Origin of the sequence: Streptomyces sp. AcH 505 (assembly GCF_000818175.1) — a bacterium.
In the GTDB taxonomy this organism is placed as follows: domain Bacteria; phylum Actinomycetota; class Actinomycetes; order Streptomycetales; family Streptomycetaceae; genus Streptomyces.
This window is the reverse complement of sequence record NZ_JTIY01000002.1, coordinates 1,185,796-1,205,394: the sequence shown is the minus strand read 5'-3', so window position 1 is coordinate 1,205,394 and position 19,599 is coordinate 1,185,796. Positions and strand designations below refer to the sequence as shown.

14 protein-coding genes are annotated in these 19,599 nt (G+C 69.0%); 7 read left to right on the top strand and 7 right to left on the bottom strand.

Annotated features, from left to right (window positions below):
* Positions 1-57 precede the first annotated feature (57 nt).
* Positions 58-276 carry a hypothetical protein gene (locus HY68_RS44400; RefSeq protein ID WP_041999789.1) on the bottom strand — a complete coding sequence of 73 codons (219 nt, stop codon included), beginning with the start codon at positions 274-276 and terminating at the stop codon, positions 58-60.
* 142 nt (positions 277-418) lie between these two features.
* On the opposite strand from HY68_RS44400, the gene HY68_RS35330 reads away from it, so the two are divergent.
* From HY68_RS35330 to HY68_RS35320, 3 genes are all read left to right on the top strand, one after another.
* Positions 419-1,114, top strand: a complete 696-nt coding sequence (locus tag HY68_RS35330) for an SDR family NAD(P)-dependent oxidoreductase (protein ID WP_041999786.1) — start codon at positions 419-421, stop codon at positions 1,112-1,114.
* 11 nt (positions 1,115-1,125) lie between these two features.
* Complete coding sequence (locus HY68_RS35325) at positions 1,126-1,629, top strand: SRPBCC family protein (protein WP_041999783.1); 504 nt, start codon at positions 1,126-1,128, stop codon at positions 1,627-1,629.
* 515 nt (positions 1,630-2,144) lie between these two features.
* Positions 2,145-3,098, top strand: coding sequence for a hypothetical protein (locus HY68_RS35320; RefSeq protein ID WP_241778905.1), 954 nt, complete (start codon positions 2,145-2,147; stop codon positions 3,096-3,098).
* Here HY68_RS35320 and HY68_RS46115 read toward each other — a convergent pair.
* The gene (locus tag HY68_RS46115; RefSeq protein WP_277816783.1) at positions 3,095-3,223 is read right to left on the bottom strand and encodes a hypothetical protein; all 129 of its coding nucleotides are present in this window, start codon (positions 3,221-3,223) and stop codon (positions 3,095-3,097) included. The genes HY68_RS35320 and HY68_RS46115 overlap by 4 nt on opposite strands.
* Positions 3,224-3,324: 101 nt before the next feature.
* Here HY68_RS46115 and HY68_RS35315 point away from each other — a divergent pair, with 101 nt between their 5' ends.
* The 3 genes from HY68_RS35315 to HY68_RS35300 all read left to right on the top strand — a co-directional run bounded on the left by HY68_RS35315 (position 3,325) and on the right by HY68_RS35300 (position 7,644).
* Entirely contained in the window at positions 3,325-3,993 is a 669-nt protein-coding gene (locus HY68_RS35315) for a hypothetical protein (protein WP_041999778.1), read from the top strand.
* A gap of 281 nt (positions 3,994-4,274) precedes the next feature.
* Positions 4,275-5,555, top strand: coding sequence for an FAD-dependent monooxygenase (locus HY68_RS35310; protein ID WP_198533491.1), 1,281 nt, complete (start codon positions 4,275-4,277; stop codon positions 5,553-5,555).
* 1,153 nt (positions 5,556-6,708) lie between these two features.
* A complete protein-coding gene (locus tag HY68_RS35300; RefSeq protein ID WP_157874497.1) occupies positions 6,709-7,644 on the top strand; it encodes a bacteriocin fulvocin C-related protein in 936 nt (311 codons plus the stop codon).
* A gap of 353 nt (positions 7,645-7,997) precedes the next feature.
* On the opposite strand, the gene HY68_RS35295 is transcribed toward HY68_RS35300, so the two are convergent.
* The 3 genes from HY68_RS35295 to HY68_RS35285 form a co-directional block, all read right to left on the bottom strand.
* Complete coding sequence (locus tag HY68_RS35295) at positions 7,998-11,684, bottom strand: discoidin domain-containing protein (protein WP_041999768.1); 3,687 nt, start codon at positions 11,682-11,684, stop codon at positions 7,998-8,000.
* A 174-nt stretch (positions 11,685-11,858) separates the two neighbouring features.
* Positions 11,859-15,764 carry a GH92 family glycosyl hydrolase gene (locus tag HY68_RS35290; RefSeq protein WP_052457478.1) on the bottom strand — a complete coding sequence of 1,302 codons (3,906 nt, stop codon included), beginning with the start codon at positions 15,762-15,764 and terminating at the stop codon, positions 11,859-11,861.
* Between the two features lie 465 nt (positions 15,765-16,229).
* Positions 16,230-16,538, bottom strand: coding sequence for a metalloregulator ArsR/SmtB family transcription factor (locus HY68_RS35285; RefSeq protein ID WP_041999765.1), 309 nt, complete (start codon positions 16,536-16,538; stop codon positions 16,230-16,232).
* Positions 16,539-16,599: 61 nt separating this feature from the next.
* Between HY68_RS35285 and HY68_RS35280 the strand changes: the two genes are divergently transcribed.
* Complete coding sequence (locus HY68_RS35280) at positions 16,600-17,619, top strand: zinc-binding dehydrogenase (RefSeq protein ID WP_041999762.1); 1,020 nt, start codon at positions 16,600-16,602, stop codon at positions 17,617-17,619.
* Positions 17,620-17,854: 235 nt separating this feature from the next.
* Here the strand turns inward: HY68_RS35280 and HY68_RS35275 are convergent, their stop codons facing one another.
* Positions 17,855-18,289, bottom strand: a complete 435-nt coding sequence (locus HY68_RS35275) for an SgcJ/EcaC family oxidoreductase (RefSeq protein WP_041999760.1) — start codon at positions 18,287-18,289, stop codon at positions 17,855-17,857.
* A 31-nt stretch (positions 18,290-18,320) separates the two neighbouring features.
* Positions 18,321-19,316, bottom strand: coding sequence for a helix-turn-helix domain-containing protein (locus tag HY68_RS35270; RefSeq protein WP_041999757.1), 996 nt, complete (start codon positions 19,314-19,316; stop codon positions 18,321-18,323).
* Positions 19,317-19,599: the final 283 nt, after the last annotated feature.

The window sequence follows — 19,599 nt, the reverse complement described above, 5'->3', positions numbered from 1 at the left end:
GAGACGAGCATTGGGGAAACCCCTACATTGCGGCGTGCGGCGCTCCGACCCGGTCGGTCAGCGGCTCGGACCCGGCTGGTCGATCCACACCCCCGATGTCACGACCTCAGCCCAGCGGCCGGGGAAGACCCGCTCAAGGAGGAAGTCGTGGACGTCCTTCTCCGGGTCGGCGCAGGCGTCGCATTCGGTGTCACGGACAGCCTGGGCGCCTACGGCGGCGCCGGGGTGGTGGCCGCGCCAGGTGCGGTCCGCGCGGGCTGGGGCAACGGCCGTCAATCCGAGTCTCCAGCGCCCAAACCTGTCTCGTCTGCGCTCATGACCCCACGGGGCGGCGCACCGGGCCGACGAGGGTGGTACCCGTTTTCCTACCGAAAGGCCCTCTCTGGTTGTTCCCCGCCTGCGTGCCGATGCTGGATCCATGAACATCACCTTCATCACCGGGGCCAACAAGAGCCTCGGTTTCGAGACCGCCCGGCGCCTCACCTCCCTGGGCCACACCGTGCTCCTCGGCGCCCGGGACCCGGAGCGCGGCCAGGCCGCCGCCACCGAGCTCGGCGCCCGTTTCGTGCAGATCGACGTCACCGACGACGCTTCCGTCGCAGCGGCCGTCGCCGACATCGAGGCCCGCGAAGGGCGCGTCGACACCCTCATCAACAACGCCGGCGTACCCGGACCGGCTGTGCCCGCCGAGCAGCTCACCACGGCCGACGCCTCGCACGTCTTCGAGACCAACGTCGTCAGCATCGTCCGCGTCACCACCGCCTTCCTGCCGCTGCTGCGCAAGGCGCAGCACCCGGCCGTGGTGAACGTCAGCAGCGGCATGGGATCACAGGCCCTCACCCACGACCCCGAGCGCGTGGAATCACAGTTCTCGATGCCGCTCTACACCGCCTCCAAGGCGGCGGTGACGATGCTGACCACCCAGTACGCCAAAGCCCTGACGGACATCCGGGTGAACGCGGCCGACCCCGGCTTCACCGCCACCGACTTCAACGGACACCGCGGCACCCAGACCGTCACGGAGGGCACCGACGCGATCGTGACACTCGCGACCGAACACCCGGACGCCGGAACGGGCCGGTTCATCGACCGCCTCGGCCCCGTCAGCTGGTAAGGAATACGACCATGACACTGATCAATGACGCAGACGTCAGCGTCCCAGTCACCGTGCAGACCCGCACCACGCTCTCTCCGCGAGAAGCGTTCGACATCATCGTGCCGATCGACCTCTCCCGCGTCTTCACCGGCTGGGGCCCCTTCCCCGGCGTCCGCGGCGCGAAGAACCAGACCGGGGCGTGGGACGCGGCCGGCCAATCACGCAACCCGGACCTCACAGACGGCTCCACCGCCGTCGAGCGCCTGACCCAGTACACGGCCCCGCACTCCTTCGCCTACGAGATCACCGACTTCACCAACGCGATGCGACGCCTGGTCAGCGGCGTGCGCGGTGAATGGACCTTCAGCCCCGACGGAGACGGCACCCTCATCCGCTGGACCTACGAATTCAAGCCGCTGCCAGGACGCGCCCCGCTCCTGCGCCGGGCCGTGGCACCACTGTGGCGGCGCTACATGATTGACGGCGTGAACAAGGCGGCCCGGGTGGCGGAAGAGATCGCCCACCGACAGTGACTCACCCGCGGTCGGTCCGCACAAGGTCCTGGTTGAGGCGGGCGATGTCCTCGGTGAGGAGCTCGGCCCTCGGCTAGGAGCAGCTCGACGGCGGCGTCGATGTACCTCGTCGCCCGGAGCACGAGGGCGCCTGGGGCTGTCCCTGCTGAACAATCCCGGCTGACGCCCGCCGTGGCTGATGTGTGAGGGCAGGGTCCGGCGGTCAGTCGATCCCGAGTTGCTCACCCCGGGCGGCCGTCGCCTTAGCATCGCCACGAACCGGACGGGCCCGTGACCTCTTCCTCCGCACGCGCTGGCTGGCTGGCCGGGCCAGGGTGCGAGCACCGCCCAAATCACCCTGCTGTCCGCCGAGTTCAGCGAACCCAGGTGTGTGCGACAGGGTGGGAGAACTGGGTCTTGTCAGAGGCAGCGGGTAGAACCGAGTAACTGACAACCCACGGCGATACTCGCGAGGCCCCCTGATGCGTCCTGCCCTGCCCCTGCCCCCGGCCGATGACGGTCCGCGAGTGTCCGGCATGTTGTTGATCCGCACCCACCACAGCGACGACGACGCGTGGCGTGACGTGCTCTCCCGCATGGGTGAACTGCCCGGTCTGGTCGCACCGCGCGGGGGACACGAAGCCCGCGCTGTGCCGCGGGAGCCCATCCCCCGGCGCCTGATCGTCGTGGACGACCGCGCTTGGCAGGGCGCCACCCCCGAGGAGGTGCGCGAGATCCTGGCCGCAGACGGGAGGTGGATACCTGATCTGGTCCTGCTCGCCAACGACAGGACCACGGCCAACCCTCACCTACGTCCGCTGCTGGCCTTCCGCACCACCGATGGGGACACGTTCCGGATCACGCCCCGTCAAGCGGCCCTGACCTACCTGGTGCTGCACCGCCCGTACCAGGAGATGACCCTGGAGCATTTCGAGGAGAGGGCCCCCGCCGCACCCGAATGGGAGCCCGAGAAGGACGAGACCGCGGAGGACTGGGAAGACGACCTCCCCGATCCCATAGGCGCCAACCTGGAGTCGCTGAATCGTCCACCGCTCTATGAGCCCCCGACCCGCGCCCTGCCCGTGCTCACCCAGGAGAACTTCGGTCTGCTCGTGCGCACCGACTTCACCGATGCCGCCGCCTGGGCTTCACTCCTCGACACCACGTACCGCCCAGGGCCGGGCTATGGCGACCCCATCGACGACTTCAGCGACTACATCGACACCGTGGACGACCCGACGTTCCAGGACTCCAGCCCGGAGCAGCTCATGGCGCTGGTCCGCGACAGCCAGGACCCCGAGCAGCTGACCGCGGACGTCGTGGTGATCGCGGACGGGACCACCATGCGCGATCCCGGCCACCGCGTGCTGGTCGTACCCCTGGAGGGCCCCATCGGGCACGCCTTCCGGATGGACCCCGAGCAAGTCGGGAGCATGGTCGGCAATCTGGCGATCGGCAACATGGACATCGAGGACTTCATGGGCGACTAGGTCCTGTCCGCGATCAGCGCCGTGGGGCGGCGGGTCATGTCGTGCCGATCAGGAGGGACCGTGACGAAGCACTGAACATCGGCGTCGATGGAGACCTCACCGAGAAGGACCTGGCTGACGGCCACGGCGACGCGTTCCTCGGCCTTCCGCTCCTCACTCTCCGCTCTACCGGAGGCACGTTCCGTACGCCATAGTGGAACAGGGGAATCGACCCGGGGGGATCTTCATGATCGAGCAGGCGTACGTCCAAGCCGTCGACCAGACCACACCGACGATCCAGGCCATCAGGGCGCGGATCTCGCAGGCGGTGGATGCGACGCCGGGCCCCGCCCTCGACCGCCTCAAGTTCTGGTTGCAGATGCCGACAGATTCCATGTTCATGGGAATGATGGACAACGACTGTCAGGTGCGCGCTCGAAGGGTGGGCGCTCTGTTGAGCCCCGGAGCAGGGGGGTTGTACGAGCCCTCGGACCTCTCGGTGCCGTTGACGACAGAAAGCAAATGGGCCGCTGTCAGCGAAGCCGTGAAGGCCGACCGTGCCGTGTTCATCAACGGTTCGGCCGGGCACGTGGGCGGGAGCGAGAGCAAGTTCAACAACAAGCACAACACAGGTTTTCATGTGATCGTCTTCTTGGCCGTCGGGCAGGAGCCCTCCGCACGCCCCTACTATCTGGGCTTCGACCCGGACGTCAGCGCCACAGTGGAGTCTCGGGCGAAGTGGAAACCGTTGGTCGTCGGCGGCACCGAGACGGCGGCGCGAAAATTCGATGACGCGAAGAGCGTTCAGGTCCTCAAGGCCATGGTCCTCGGCGACTCGCAGGACGGCTTCGGCCCGCTGGTCCGCAAGTACTACGTCGACACGGACAAGGCCTTCCCTAAGATCGCCCGCGGCTGAGCGCGCCCCAGGCAGCGACCCGCCGGCGCAGCCTTCGGCGCGCTGCGCACGCTGCCGGGCGTCGGACCCCTCCCCCGCAGGCGCGGAGTGCGGACTCGTTGAGCTGCTGGTTTGCACCAGTCCGGGTCGGTGTGAGTCTTATCGGAGTTGGCGTTACTCATCAATGTCTGCCGCGACCGATGAGTCTTGTGCGGATCCGTGGTCGATACGGCTGCATACACCGACAGCGGTGGGCCCGTGCTGGGACGTACCAGTACGGGAGAAAGCAGATGGAGGCAGTGATGAGCGTCGACGACACCACCCCCGGGCACGCGATCCGGACAGGCGGGCAGGGGACGCGGGTGAACGGTCCCCGGGTGTTGGTGGCGGGGGCAAGCATCGCGGGACCCGCGCTGGCCCACTGGCTGCGCCGGTGGGGAGCTGAGGTGACCGTGGTGGAGCGGGCTCCCGAACTGCGTCCCGGCGGCCAGGCGGTGGACGCCCGCGGGATCGCCAAGGAGGTCATCGGGCGCATGGGGTTGGACGCGGCGGTGCGCGCGGCGTGCACCGACACCGCCGGCGCGCACACCGTGGACACGGAGGGGCAGGTGCTGGAGACCTTCCGTGCCGACGACGACGGTGGCGACGGGTTCATCGCGGACATCGAGATCCTGCGCGGGGACCTGTCCCAGGTCCTCTACGACGACACCCGCGACGGCGTCGAGTACGTCTTCGGCGACCGAATCGCCGGGCTCGCCCAGGACACGGACGGGGTCGACGTGGTCTTCGCGGGCGGCAACCGGCGGCGCTTCGACCTGGTGGTCGGGGCAGACGGGCTGCACTCGGAGCTGCGAGCGATGGTCTTCGGGCCGCATGAGCGGTTCCTGCGCCACCTCGGGCACGTGCTGGCCTTCTTCAGCGTGCCCAACGAGTTCGGGCTGGACCGCTGGCTGCTGGAATACCAGGATCAGGAGTCCGGGCGCTCCGCCCTCCTGCGACCCATCCAGGACGCCACCCGGGCGATGGCCATGTTCTACTTCGACGCGGCCGACTTCGCCGTCGACCACCGTGACGTCGCAGCCCAGAAGGCCCTGCTGCGGAAGCGGATGGCGGGCATGGGCTGGTTGACCCCGGACATCCTCGCGCACCTGGACGACACTCCGGACTTCTACCTCGACCAGGTCGCCCAGGTGGCGATGGACCGCTGGTCGAGTGGACGGGTGGGGTTGCTCGGGGACGCGGCGTTCAGCTCGTCGCCGATGTCCGGGCAGGGCACCGGGCTGGCACTGGTCGGTGCCTACCTGCTGGCCGGAGAGCTGGCCGCCGCCGGCTGGGACCCCACCTCAGGGTTCGCCCGCTACGAGGCGCGGATGCGCTCGTTCGTCGAGGCCAACCAGGAGATCGGCCGGCTGAACGCCCGCAGCCGCGACCTCCCCGGGCCGGACGCCGAGCCGCGCCCCGATTTCGCCGGCGAATGGTTCACCGAGTTGGTGGGGCGCGCGATCAACGGCGCCGAACTGCCCGACTACGCGGGAGTGGCCGAACTACACAACATCCCCGCCCAACCCCCAACAACCCACTAACACCACTCCGCACACGACACCCCGGATGCCCCCGGCGCCTGGTCGTCAGCGAGGCTCACGGCAGTGAACTGCCAGTTCTACGCAGGCGTTTGCCCCAGCGACCGCTGTCCGAGGCGGTAGGGTTCGTTCCCGGTCGGTGGGTGGGGGGCACGCTATGTCCGGTGTAACTGTGGCCGACGTATGGCGCGCCAGACTTCTCCTTGGGATACGGCCCTGTGCCAACGGCAGGGCAGTGCCCCGCGCCGGCTGATCGGGGACGACCCGTACGCGACCTCCAACTGCTCGGTGCGGAAGGCCGTCGACCGTCTCCCCAAGTCATCGTCCGGCAGCGTCTCGGCCGACCTGAACCGCCGGATCGTCATTTCCCAATCGGCGGGAAACCGCCCGGCCCTGCGGATGACTGCCGAAGCCCCGGCCGGGAGGCACATCCCCCAGCCAATACCGGCCACAGCGCTCCCGAGCCCGCCCGACGGCAGCTGCTGAAGGGCTTCAGGCGCTCGCATCGTATCGCTCGGGGGGGGCGAGCACCGTGGCGAGCGGTCCGAGAACGACGCGAGGAACGGCACTCCTGCAGTGACTTAAAGCAATGATTCAGTTTCAGTGAGTTACGATTACGTCGGCCAGCTGGTCGTTGCCGTCCTGGCGTACTCGCAAGGAGTGTTCGTGAAGCTTTTCCACCGTCCCCTTCAAGCTGCCCTGGCGGCAGTGGCGTCAAGTGCCGCACTGGCCATGATGGCGCTCCCGGGGCCGGCTCACGCCGAGTCCGGTCGCGGTCCGGAAGCACGTCAAGCGGCCGCCGGCTCCCTTACCCAGTGCGGTTTCTTCCGGTACAGCGTCCGCGAGTCCCAGTTCGCCGGATACAACCACTGCGGCGAGACAACAGTGCGCGTACATGTCGACGTCAGAGGGCATGGCAGCACGAATGACTACCACCTGTGCGTCAACCCCGGCCGCACCCAGCTGCCTGGCGCGGGCCCGAACTATCTCAACGTGTACTACATCGGCGGAGCCGGCTGCCGGGCCGGAGAGCGCACCGCGCACACAGCCCACTGAATCCTTAGGTGTCAAGCATTTCAATCCTCGCTGAAATTGTTTGACGCTGCCGGACGCCTCGGCACATGTTTGCCCTTCACATCAGCGTGGGGAGAGGCACATGACCGAGTGGGTACTGGCATTTGACGCCGACTGCCGATTCTGTGAAGAAGTGGTAGATCGGGTTCGGGCCTCCGTCGACGGCATGTTGACCACTGCGGGCCTTACGGAGCCCCGTATTCGCGGCCTGCGGGCGCGTGCCCTGGGGGAAGGGGCCCCATGGGCCCCGACCCTGTTGGCGGTCAACGGCAATCAGGTGCGAGCCTGGACCGGAACCGCGCTGTCCCTGCGCCTGGCGCGGCTGTTGGGGCCTGCGGACTCGCTGCGGGTGGTACGTGCACTCCGCCAGCTCGATGTGCTGCGGCCCCCGAGCCGTCGAGGCATCCTCAAGGCCGTGCCAGGTCTGGCCCTGGGAACGTTTCTGGTCACCGGCGGCCTGGCCGCGTCACCCGCGCAAGCCATGACCCGCGCGAAGGGCAGCAAGGCGTCGCGATGGGTGAAGGCCCATCTCGACCGACTGCCCTCCGGCTACGCCGAGTTCGTCTCCTACCCCGCCGACTATCGGCGCGCCATCTACGGCGCGCTGTCGGCTTCGGCTCGGAGCGATCTGTGGGTGGCGCACTTCGCGAACTACCGCAAGACACACCCCGGTCTGACGGCCGAGCAATCCGCCGTCCTGGACGACGCGACGCGGACGGCACCGCAGATCATCGCGGGGCGGCGGCAGGGAGAAGCCGCCGAAGGCCTGGAAGGAGCGGCTCTGGCGGTGTTCGGCGAGAGCGAGGCGCGGGCGATTCTCCGGGTGTTGGGCCCTGCCGACACGCAGAGCGTGTCGCCTCGGAGCGATCAGAACGTCCAGCTCGTCGACTGCAATTCCCAGTGCGCGGGAACTGGAAGCTGCGACACGGTGTGCTACGCCTCACCGTATTACTGCAACTGGACGGATTACGGCTGCGGTCCACTGTGGCTGGGACCATGCAGCGGATTGTGTAACTGACGCCCCCTGCTGGGAGCTTGCGCCCGCCCAGGAGCGGCTGGTCGCACCCTCGCGGCAAGTTGGTCGGGGGGCGATCGTGGCCGTGGCGTGCCGCTCCCGTCGTCGGTCACATGCTCGACGCGCTTCTCGCCGTGCGCGACGAACTTCCCTGCGTCAACGAGGTACCCGCGGTGACGGTCGCGTCCACTCTGCCGCCCTGGGCGACCAGGGTTCCAGCAGGCACGGCTCGCACCGAGAGCGCCTACCTGCTGGCCGGCCACGTCGGCGCCCGTTGATCGGGCAGACCCCGTGATAGAAGCCCCAGGCCCGCGATCCGGGGCTTCTCCCGGGGCTTCTTGCTGTGCGGGCCTCTCTCAGAGCCTGCGCAGCGGGAGGTTCAGTGCCTCTGCCGTGAAGCGGGGCTTGCCCGAGGGCAGTGCGCGGGCCGGCCAGGAGAGGGTGACGGTGCGGCTCTCCCCCGGCAGCAGCCACAGGTAGTTGTCGCTGTAGCGGGTCGGGAGCACCCGGGTGTCGCCGCGCGCGTCCCGTACGCCGAGGCGGACCAAGGCGGCAACCGAGGAGCCCTCGTTACGGAGGGTGATCGCCGCCTCGTCGCGGGCCTTCCGGCGGACCGTCGTACGCAGCCGGGCGGGCGCAAGGTCGTTGACGGCCCGTACGTCGGAGGCCGCGCGGTAGCGCAGGTAGGAGTTGTCGGAGACCTCAGTACCGTGCCGGTCCGTGAGCGTCAGCCGCAGCAGGTGCGGGGTGGGCAGCGCTGCGGAGAACGGCACGGTGAACGCGGCCACCGAGGAGGACGCGGGTACGTCCAGGGTGCGGGTCTGCGCTCCGGCGAGCCGCTTGCCGTGCAGGTCGACGAGTTGGGCGGTCACCTTCGCACCGGTCAGGTCGGCGGCGGTCTGGTTGACCGCGTGCACCTGCCAATCGGCCAGGCTCGCCTGGACATGCAGCGGCTCGCACGCCTTGCGGGCGCCGTAGTAGCTGCCGTTGACGTCCAGGTCGTAGTCGTAGGTCTGCCAGACGGTGCTGTGGTGCGCCGGGTGGGACATCCACAGCAGCACCCCGGAAGCGTCGTCCCACATCTGCGCGTTGTACGCCTCGAAGATGGCGCGCATGCTCTCGTAGTTGACGAACTGCGCGCGGGCGCAGAAGTCGTCAAGGCTGTCCGATGTGCCGAACCGGTCCTCGATGGCGGCGCGGTACGTGTCGGGGTTCTGGCCGCCGCGGGTACTCCAGTCGTGGTGGTACCAGACGTCGCCGATCGGCCAGGACGGCTGGTCGGCAGCCAGGTGCCGCATGCTCTCGGCGACCGGCACGGTGGGTATGCCGATCTCGGAGTGGAAGCCGTAGCTGCCGATGGAGTAAGTGTCGCCCGAGAAGTATTTCGCGGGGTCGATCCAGGAGTACGGGCCGTGTCCTGTGACGATGCCGCCCGCGGAGTTGCCCTGGTAGAGGATGCCCGGATGCACCTCGATGACAGCGGCGCGCAGCCCGGCGTCGATGGCGGCCGGCGGGTCGCTCTCGTTCGTGGCGCACCACACCGCGAGGCAGGGGTGGTGGCGGTAGCGCAGGACGGTGTCGCGGGCGATGTCCAGGAACAACGGGAGGCCCGCGTCCGGCGGGAAGATCGCGTCGCCCTCCCAGAAGTCGTTCCACACCAGGATGCCGTTGCTGTCGCAGGCGGCGAAGAACTCCTCGCGGTTGCTGGAGCCGATCCAGTTGCGGATCATCGTGAAGTTCATGTCGCGGTGCATTCCGACCGCGTCGTCCATCCGGTCCGGCAGCATCCGGCGCAGCAGCTCGTCGAAGCCCCAGTTGCCGCCGCGGGCCAGCACCCGTGTGCCGTTGACCGCGATCTGCAGCTGGGTCCCGGTGTTGCTGACGGACTGCACGTCGGTCCAGGCCGTGCCGTCGTCGGAGACCTGCACGGTGAACGTCAGGGCGTAGGCGCTCTCCCAGGTGACGACGACCTGGTCGAAGGCGGCGGAAGCACCGAGGTCGACCTGGATCCACTGGTCGTCGGAGTACCCGGAGGACCAGCGGGTGGTGTCACTGCCGTCGACGGCGTTGGCCGGCTGGTCGGCGTCGTTGTCGCTGGAGGAGGCGGTCGCCGTCCTGTGCAGGGCGAGGTCGGTGCCCGGAGTCGCACTGTCCACGACCGACAGGGTCCACATCGACACACCGAAACCGGTGGCGCGCTTGCCGCACTGGACACGCACATAGCGGGCCTGCTGCTTCGGCAGGTCCACGGTCTGGGGCGCGGAGTGGCCGTTGGGCTGGATGACGATCGGCTGCTCGTAGTGGTAGTCGAACTGGCGCAGGCCGACCTTCACGGTGCGCCGGTCGGAGGTGCGGCCGACGGCGGTGGCGGTCAGGACCAGGTCATGCAGCGTCGGGGCGCCGTAGCCGTTGGGCCACCACAACTGCGGCTTTTTGATGCGTAGTTGCGGGTAGCGCGCGGGAGTGAAGGTGATGTCGCGGTGCTCGCCCGCCGCCAGGGTGACGGTGCTGCTCACTCGCGCGCCGTGCAACGTCGCCGAGACGGTGGTGGTACGTGAGGCACTGCTCGCGTTGCGGACCGGGACGACGACGGTCACCTCGGCGGTACCGAGCACGGACGTACCGGACGGCACAGACGACCCGGCGCCGGCGGGCAGGCCGGGCAGCGCCGTGTCCACCCGCGGGTCACCGACCACCACGTCCCCGGTCGAGCGGAGGCGCACATGGTTCCAGATGCCCGCCGCGCGGTCGCGGACCGCCGGCATCCAGTCCCAGCCGCTGATGGACAGGTACGTGGGCGAATCCGCGGCAGCGGCGGTCGAGTTGAGCGTGGAGATCCCGGAGGGCCCCTTGTCGCCCGGGTTGCCGGGGTGCGGCATCGGGGCGATGCTCACGGCGACGACCTGCTCACCGCGGACCAAGGCGTCGGTGACGTCGAAGGTTGCGCGTGCGACCGGCGAGGTCACCTCGCCCACCTTGTGGCCGTTCAGCCACACCTCGGCCTGGTGATTGATCCCGTCGAACTCCAGCCAGACGCGGCGGCCCCGGCCGGTGGCCAGGCCGGACGGCAGCTCGAAGGCCCGTCGGTACCACCAGTCGTGCCGGGACAGGGCCTCGGGCGCCCGCATATTGTTGAAGCCGACCGTCGGCTCCGGCAGGTGCCCCTGCTCCACCAGCGACGCGTGGACGGTGCCGGGCACCGTGGCCGGCAGCCAGCCGCTGACGTCCACGCCGGGGCCTGACAGCCGTGCGCCGTCGGCCGAACCTGCCCAGTCATCCATGGTGAGCGTCCAGCCGGACTCCAGCGGTACGGTGCCGTCGGCGGCGGTCTTCAAGGCAGGCGCCTCGTGGTGGCGGCTGCCCCAGTCGGTCCAGCCTGTCGCCGGCGGCCGGTGCGCCTCGCACCTGCCGTAGACCTCGAAGCTGTTCAGGCCCACCGGGTTGTCGTTGGCCCGCTTGGTCGAGGTCATCCGAATCCACCGCGCCGTCACCGGCTTAGGCAGCGTGATCGTCACCGTCCCGCCGGCGCCGGACGTCGTCTCGTACACCGAGCGCCAGGCCTTCCCGTCGTCCGACACGTCGAGGGAGAACGCCACGGCGCTGCTCGACAGCGCCTCGAAGCCCGTGGTGTGCAGGAACGGGTTGACGCCGTCCGCCGGGGTGAAGCCCGGGTCGGAGCTGTCCGCCTCGAAGACCAGCACCACCGACTCGATGGTGCTCGGCGCCTGCAGGTCGACGCTGATCCACTGAGGGTCGCCGGCTGTCGCGCGCCAGCCGGAGCCCCGTACGCCCGGCTGTCCGAGACCGTCCACCGCGAACGAGGCGGGGGTGGGCGCCCAGTCGGTCGACGACGCCGCCACCGGGCGGTACCGGGCGAGGTCGACCGACCCCTTGGCACCTGCGGACGGGGCGGCGCCGGTGTTCGCCTCCGTGGCGTACGCGGCGGCCGCGGGCAGCGCCGCTGACAGACCGAAGCCGGCCAGCAGGGTGGCGTTGGCCCGCAGGAAGGTGCGGCGGGAGGTGTCGGGGTGCTGCTCGGGCATGTCGGCTCCGATGTGCGGGATGCGAGGTGGCCTGCGAGGTGCGGGGGCGTCCGAGGGCAAGAACCGAGGGGGACGCCTCGGGGGACGCCGTGGTGGTCGTGGTGCGTGAGGGGGCCGGTGGCGCCGGGCTCACCGGCCCCCGAGAACCCCGCCGGAGGGCCGGGGCAACCAGGGTCAGCCGCCCAGGAGTTCCACCTCCGACAGGGTCGTCGCGCTGTCACCTGACGCGAAGTCGACCCGGTAGTAGCGGTGGCTGCCGGTCGGGGCGGACGGGGTGAATGCCCTCGTCTGCTGGCGCCAGTTGAACTGTTCACCACTGCGCGTATCGGCGACGGTCCAGTGCGTACCGTCGTCCGAGGTGCTGAGTGTCCAACTGGACGGATCTGCGCCGGTCTTGGCTCCGCTGGTCAAGGTGTACTGATCCAACTGCCGGCGCTGGTCGAACCGGTACTGCACCGAGGACGGTCCGGCCGCCAGGGTGGTCTCGGTGGTGGAGGTGTTGTCGAACAACGGGGCCGGGTCGGTGCCGCCACTCGCGGTGGCCGTGCCCTTTCCGGTACCGGTGAGGTCGGCGGGCGGGACGGCGGCCTTCGATCCTGAGGTCAGTGACGGCGGCGCGTCGGCCGCTGCCGTACCCCAGTTGGACGGGCGCGGGCCCATCTGGAAGTCGATCCGGCCGCCGTGGGTCAGGTCGGCGTGGTCCAGGTACGTCTTGCCGTACTTCTTGCCGTTGACCGTCAGCGACTGGACGTAGATGTTCCGGTCGGAGTCGCCGTGCGCCGTGATGGTCAACGGGCGGCCACCGAGCGGGTGGATGGTGACCTGGTCGTACAGCGGCGACCCGATGGCGAAGGTCGGCGAGCCCGACTGCAGCGGGTACAGGCCGAGCGCGTTGTCGACGTAGAAGGCCGACATCGAGCCGTTGTCCTCGTCGCCCGGGTACCCCTGGCCGACCGTGCTGCCGGTGAACAGCCGGCCCATGGCGTCACGGACGTACTTCGCCGTCTTCGCCGGCTGGCCGACGTAGTCGTACATGTACGGGACGTGCATCGACGGCTGGTCGTTGAACGCCCACTGGCCGAGCGCGTCGTCCCTGGACTCGAACATCTCGTGGTACGGGCCGCCGAACCCGCCGCCGTACTGGGCGGTCTCCGGCGTGGTGAAGAACTCGTCGAGCTTGTCGGCCAGTTTGGTGCGGCCGCCGTACAGGTTGGCGAGGCCGTTGCCGTCCTCGGGCGCGGCAAAGGCGTACGTCCAGCCGTCGCCCTCGGTGTAGTCGGTGGAGTTCCAGTCCAGCGGGTTGTACGTCTCCGGGGTGTGCTCAAAGGTGCCGTCGGCGCTCTTCGGCTGGAAGAAGCCGGTGGACTTGTCGAAGAGGTCGACGTAGTGCTGGGCGCGGTCGTAGAAGTACCGGTAGTTGTCGAGGTATTCGCGGTGGTGCGGATCGCTCGCCTTGGTGGTCCGGTACAGCTTCTGCGACATCTGCGCGATGCCGTAGTCGGCGAGGTAGTCCTCCAGGGACACCGAGGCGCTGGAGCCGGTGGTCTGCGGGGTGTAGCCGAGGAACGTCGAGTGCTGGACGTCGGGGCGCCCGGTCAGCCCGGACGACGGCACGGTCGCGTCCTTGACGGCGGCCTCGTAGGCGCCGCGCACATCGAAGTTGGTCACGCCGCGCAGGTAGGCGTCGGCGATCGCGACGTCGGAGTTGGTGCCGCTGAAGCCCAGGTAGCCGGGCGCTGTCCACTGGCCGATCCAGTCGGCGTCCCGGTACTGCTGGACGAAGCCGTCGATCATGTCCCCGGTGAGGTCGGGGTAGAGCAGCGAGTCCAGCGGCCAGGCCGTCCGGTACGTGTCCCAGAAACCCTCGTTGGCGTACGGGCGGCCGGACTTGACGACGGCGCCGGTGGCCACGGGCGTAGAGGGGCCCGCGGCCGGCGAGTAGGGGCTGGCGTACTTGTAGACGGGCTTCGCCGTGGTGCCGGTGTTCTCGAACAGTTCGTTCGGGTAGAGGTTGAGCCGGTACAGGCTGGAGTACAGCGAGGTGAGCTGGTCCTGGCTCGCACCACGGACGGTGATGACGCCAAGTGCTGTGTCCCAGGCGGCCTGCGCGGCGGTGTGCACGGCGTCGAAGCCGCGCTGCCCGACTTCCTGTTCGAGGTTGCGCTCGGCCTGGTCGACACTGATGAAGGAGGTCGCGATACGCATGCTGAGCTGCCGGTTCGCACCGAGGTCGAACGAGGTGTAGCCGCTGACCCCGGCGCCGCCGCCACCGGTGAGGGAGCCGGTGCCGGTCATCGGCCGGTCGAAGGTCGCGTAGACGAACATTCGCGGGGCGCCCCAGAAGCCGGCGACGTCCGAGTAGCCGGTGACGGTGCCGCTGGCCTTGTCGACGGTCAGACCGGCCTTGTCGTTGACGTTGTCGAAGATCAGGCTGTCGTCACCAGTGGGGAAGGTGAACCGCACGACCGCCGCGTGGTCGGTGGGCGTCATCTCGGTACGGATGCCGTTGTCGAACGTCACACCGTAGTAGTCGGGTTGCGCGGTTTCGTGGTCGTGGCTGAACGCCAGTCCGCGCTTGGTGCGGTCGGCTGTCGTCGGTGTGGCGGTCCCCGACGGCATCACCTGGAACGTCTGGTGGTCCTGTACCCAGATGCTGGGCTCGTGACTGACCCCGAACGCCTGGATGACCGGCTTGTTCGCCGCGTTGTTGTCCTGCTGATAGGTGTAGATCGAGCTGGTCGTGCCGGCGTTCGTCTCCGGGGTCCAGAAGTTGAAGCCGTGCGGGAGCGCGGTGGCGGGGATGTTGTTGCCGCGCGAGTAGTCGCCGGAGGAGTCGGTCCCACGGGTGGTGGTCACACATGTCGCAGGGTGCGCGCAGTCGTTGTCCGGCGGGGCGGCGCCGATCTCGATGTCGTCGAGCCAACCCGTGAAGTGTGACGGGCCGTTGGGGTTGTCGTAGGCGACCAGGACGCGGGTGATCGTCTTGCCGGCCGCGACCTTGCCGATCTCGGAGTCGACCGCGTTCCACTGACCGGCGTGCAGGATCTTCGCCTTGCCCTGGTCGGCGGCCGAAAGGCCCTTGCCGTACTGGTCGGTGGCGCCGTACCGGCTCAGCCGGGTGCCGTCGCTGAAGGTGAGGTCGACCGACACGTACGTGCTCGGATACGTCAGGTCGTTGCCGGTGCGTTCGGGAAAGAGCTTGTACGACAGCCGCGTCTCGCGCTTCACCGGGATCGACACCTGATAGATCTTGTCCTCGGCGGAGCCGTGGTTGGCGAGTTGCCAGCCGGCGTACTTGAGGGCGTGGGTGCCGGTGAAACCGACGTCCTTCTTGATGGTGGGGCCGGCCGCCGGGCCGCTGCCGACGGAGGTCGTCATCCCGGCCTTGCCGCCCTGGCCTTCGGCGAGCACCAGTTCGGCGAGCTGGGTGTGGCTGTCACCGTGATTGGCGCCGACGGCCAGTCGGTAGCGGCTGTACATTCCCGGGTGGCTGACGGTGAAGATCCTGGTCTGCCCTCGCTGGGCGAAGTCCTGGCCGCCGCGGCTGTCCACGGCGTGCCATTGCCGGCCGTCGTGCGAGCCTTGCAGCACCCACGACTTGGGGTCCTGGGCGGGAGAGTCGGGCGCCGACGTCATCGCGTAGCGCGTGACCCGCGACGAGCCGCCGAGGGTAACGGTCAGCGCCGGAGTGCTGCCGTCGGCCTGCCAGGAGGTGGCCGCATCACTGTCGGCGGCACGCGCCGCGACATGGTCGGGCGGCATTTCGGAACTGGCGGTGACCGAGGACACCCGCGCCATCACCGAGCCGGGCAGCCCGCCACCCGAGTCGGGCACGACCCCGGTCACCGAGAGGTGGCCGCCGGGGCCGTTCTCGGGCGTGCTCCCCCAGTCGGGTGCCCGGTCGGTCGTCTCGAACGACGTCGAGAAGGTGCCGCGAGCCGTGCCGCCGCCGGGAGCCGCCTGCGCGCCGACCGCGGGCAGCACGGCCAGCACCATCCCGGCGACCGCCACCGCGACAGCCGATGCCCGGCGTCTGGAGGCGAACGGACGGGCCCGGGACGGGCGGTCAGGGACAGTCATAGCCAGGCTCCTCAGCTGGGCGGATTGCTTCAGACACACGTGGCGGGCAACTGTCATGGGGAGGAGGGCACTTGCTGACAACGTTGCCATCGCCGGTAGTCTCAGCTCCGATGGCAACGTTGTCAACATCTACGGAAAGGCTTAGCAGCCGAATTGCGGGCGACGATGACGGCCGACCGGTGGCTACTACACGGACCGTTACCGCAGCCGGTGCAGCTGATCGACGACGTCACCGTCACCCTGGTCCGGCCCCGGGAGAATGACTGGCCTTCAGCGAGTCATGGGTGCAGGCGCATGAAGGCGGTGACGTGGTCTTCGCGCGGAAGTGCGGGCGGCTCCGTGAGGAGCGACCTGCCGTCCGCGACCGTCTCAGCGTGCAGTCGGGGCACCCAACTGCCGGGCCCGGCGTTAAGGACAGTTCGGCTGGAGGGTTCGGCCGACTCGGCCCTTGTCCTGTCTCGGGATCTAGAACACGTCCCGCAGGGTCTGCAGAAGGCGGGCGATGTTCGTCTCGTCGCGGCGGTAGTAGGTCCACTTGCCCCGCCGCGTGGCGACCACCAGCCCTGCTTGCCGCAGCATGGCGAGGTACTGCGAGGTGGTTGACTGCCCCAGACCTGCCCGCTGCTGAATGTCGGTCACGCAGACACCGATCTCGACGTCCTCGGGCTCCTGCCCGGCGAAGCTCATGGGCTCCTTGAGCCACACCAGCATCTGACGGCGGGCCGGGTTGGACAGGGCCCGGAACACAGCCAGCAACTCCGCCTCCGAGAACACATGATGATCGTAACGCATATACATATTGGTGATTCGCGATATCTCGATCTAAGCTTACGGCATGTCGACTTCGATGCGTGTGATGGAACTCGTCCGCTTCGGTGACGCGGACACCGCGTTCGCCGCCCGAGAGCTGCCAAGGCCCACTCCCGGACCTGGGCAGGTGCTGGTGCGCGTGCTGGCCACGTCCGTGAACCCTCTCGACCTGCAGACCCGGCGCGGCGACTACCGCGACCAGGTGGCGCTGCCCGCCGTGATCGGCAATGACGTGTCCGGCGTGGTGGTCGAGACCGGCCCTGGAGCAGACGACTTCCAGCCGGGCGACGAGGTCTGGTACCTGGCACCGACGTTCGCCGGGCAGGGAACCTACGCCGAGTTCCACGTGGTCGACCAGGCCCTGGTCGCCCGCAAACCCGCACGGTTGTCGCACGTCGAGGCCGCCGCTCTCGCGCTCGTCGGCGTGACGGTGTGGGAGGCACTGGCCGAACGCGCCGGGGTGCGGGCCGGGGAACGGGTCCTGGTGCACGGCGGAGCGGGCGGGGTCGGCTCGGCCGCGATCCAGGTCGCCGGCGCGCTGGGAGCCGAGGTGGTGACCACCGCGCGGGCAAAGGATCACGAGTTCGTCACCGGACTGGGAGCCGACATCACGATCGACTTCTCGGCCGGCGACTACGTACCGCAGGTCCGCGCGCTGGGCGGAGTGGACGTCGTGCTGGACACGGTGGGTGGGAACACCCTCTCCCGCAGCCCGGAGGTCCTCGCCGACCGAGGTCGCGTGGTATCCATCGTGGACATCCCCGAACCTCAGAACCTGCTCGCCGCGTGGGGCGTGAACGCGACCTACCACTTCCTCTTCGTCAGCCCCGGCCGGGCGAAGCTCGATGCCCTCGGACGGCTGGTCGACCAGGACAAACTCCGTCCGGTGATCGGCGCCGTGCTACCGCTGGCCGACATCGCACAGGCGCACACACTGATGGAAGGCGGCCCTGCCGCCGAGGGCCGCAGACGCCCACGCGGCAAGATCGCCATCGCTGTGCACCCCCTGGACGAGGCACCGCGCCGGACACCCCCTTTGCCTTGAGCGGCTCAACCGTCCCGGCCCGGGGCGACGGCCAGCCGCTGGTGTCGGCTGATCTCCTCCAGCACAAGGTCGAGAGGCATCAGACGCTTTCGACAACGGCCACCGGCGAGCGGAGTCGATCACCGACCTGGTGCAGTCCATTGACCGCTTCAGAAGGCATAGCTGATGCGAGCCATGCGTACCGGGCACGACCGCCCGGTGCCCGGGTAGCGAGGCAGGCACCGGTCGGTCTCCGTTACGTGGTCGCCTGAGCGTCCAGGGCCATGGCGGACTCCAGCGAGACCCTGCGTGCGTTCTCCAGCGTCGCGATCTCCCAGCGGTCGTTCTGCCAGACCAGCGCGAACAGCTGCAGGAAGTACCGGGTCGGCGGGGGGTCCTCTTCACCGGCCATCACCATGCCGAAACGGTGATGCACCACGGCGCAGCCCGGCCCGATGAGCCGGGCGAACTCCACCTGGCCGTGCACGAGCCGCGAGCCCTTCAGGACCGTGTCGAAGGCCGGCTGCTGAAACGCGATCACCGTGTCGCGTCCCTTGTGGAGCGTGCCGTCGAAGTCAATGAGCTCCGCGTCGTGGGCGAAGTCCGCGGCGAACGCGGCCGCGTCACCACGGTTCCACCCCTCGATCATTCGGGCAGGGACATCACGCAGGGTGTCGAGCGACGGATCCATTGTTCAAGGCGCCTTTCCGATTGCCGTCTTGTCAGCCACCATCCTTGCCCGCTCCGGCGAGGTGGTCATTGACGATCGGCGCACCATCATTGGACACGCGTGCCCCCGGGCTGTGCCCGAAGGTGGCCTTGAACAGGCGGCTGAAGTGCGCCGGGTCCGAGAAACCCCACGAAGCGGCCACCGCGGCGACCGTGGTGGTCCTGCGGGCCAGATCCGCGCGGCACCGCTCCAGACGCCGCCGGCGGATCAGGGCAGCCACGGTCAGGGGCTGGTCCTGGAAGAGCTTGTGCAGCCGGCGCAACGACACATGGTGTGCCGCGGCCACCTTGGCCGGGGTGAGATCCCGGTCGGACAGTCTCGCCTCGATGAAGCCGATAACTCTCGTGCGCAGTACGTCGTCGTCGACCGGGCGGACGTCACCCAGGCGGGACGCCAGCGTCACCGCGATCAGTTCGATCACCGCAGCCGCCGACCGGTCCGCCTCGTGCGCACGGAACCCGTCCACGCTCCGCGTCATGTCCCGGACGAGCGAGGACACCAACGCTCCCGGGCCCCGGTCACCACGAATCCCTACACCGACCAGCCGCGCCGCGTCGTCCGCCCCCAGCCGCAACAGGTGCCTCGGCATCAGCATCGTCACGTGGGTGGTCGCGGAACTGGCGAACCGCACCGGCCGCACCGGGTCGATGAGGACGAGGTCTGTGGGGCCCAGCACGGCGGTGCTGCCCCCCTGCTCGGCACGCACATGCCCCCGCGTCACCACCTCGACCTGCCACAACTCGCTGTCCCGTGCGCGTGCGGAGCGGGCGTCGCGGAAGCACTCGCCCTCCGGCGTCACCAACTCCGTCAACCGCAAGGGGCCCAGGTCACGGCTCAGCACCTCGGCCCGGAAGTCCTCGCCCGTATGCCGATCCCCGCGCAGCGGCGGCAGATCGCTGCGCTCAAGCTTCTCCAGAAAGCCCTCGGCGCTTCCCAATCCGGCCTCGGCTCGCGCCACGCCGCTCACCCGCGCCCCATCACCGTCCATTAGGGCAGTCTTCCACCTGCACCACTGCCGTACTCCAGTCACGGCGACCGGACGTGGGACCTGGTCTTCCACCTGCGGCTGACCGTCCTTCCACGACCAGCGCTACCCCGCCCGAACTGGCGGCTTCCGAAGCGCGCACGAGCCTGATTACGCAGTCAACAATCCCTGGCCGTGCTCACATTGCCGGTCACGGTCAGCGGATTTACGCTTGCACCAAGGGCAAGAGGCTTGAGCCGGCGCTGTCAGATCAGCGGTCCGCCACCGCGCAGCCGCCGCTTGAGCA

What these genes read in the sequence shown, in the direction of transcription:
- HY68_RS35275 (WP_041999760.1), bottom strand. Translation starts at nt 18,289, where the DNA reads ATGGATCCGTCGCTCGACACCCTGCGTGATGTCCCTGCCCGAATGATC.
- HY68_RS35280 (WP_041999762.1), top strand. Translation starts at nt 16,600, where the DNA reads ATGTCGACTTCGATGCGTGTGATGGAACTCGTCCGCTTCGGTGACGCG.
- HY68_RS35330 (WP_041999786.1), top strand. Translation starts at nt 419, where the DNA reads ATGAACATCACCTTCATCACCGGGGCCAACAAGAGCCTCGGTTTCGAG.
- HY68_RS35290 (WP_052457478.1), bottom strand. Translation starts at nt 15,764, where the DNA reads ATGACTGTCCCTGACCGCCCGTCCCGGGCCCGTCCGTTCGCCTCCAGA.
- HY68_RS35325 (WP_041999783.1), top strand. Translation starts at nt 1,126, where the DNA reads ATGACACTGATCAATGACGCAGACGTCAGCGTCCCAGTCACCGTGCAG.
- HY68_RS35310 (WP_198533491.1), top strand. Translation starts at nt 4,275, where the DNA reads ATGAGCGTCGACGACACCACCCCCGGGCACGCGATCCGGACAGGCGGG.
- HY68_RS35315 (WP_041999778.1), top strand. Translation starts at nt 3,325, where the DNA reads ATGATCGAGCAGGCGTACGTCCAAGCCGTCGACCAGACCACACCGACG.
- HY68_RS35300 (WP_157874497.1), top strand. Translation starts at nt 6,709, where the DNA reads ATGACCGAGTGGGTACTGGCATTTGACGCCGACTGCCGATTCTGTGAA.
- HY68_RS35320 (WP_241778905.1), top strand. Translation starts at nt 2,145, where the DNA reads ATGTTGTTGATCCGCACCCACCACAGCGACGACGACGCGTGGCGTGAC.
- HY68_RS35295 (WP_041999768.1), bottom strand. Translation starts at nt 11,684, where the DNA reads ATGCCCGAGCAGCACCCCGACACCTCCCGCCGCACCTTCCTGCGGGCC.
- HY68_RS35270 (WP_041999757.1), bottom strand. Translation starts at nt 19,316, where the DNA reads ATGGACGGTGATGGGGCGCGGGTGAGCGGCGTGGCGCGAGCCGAGGCC.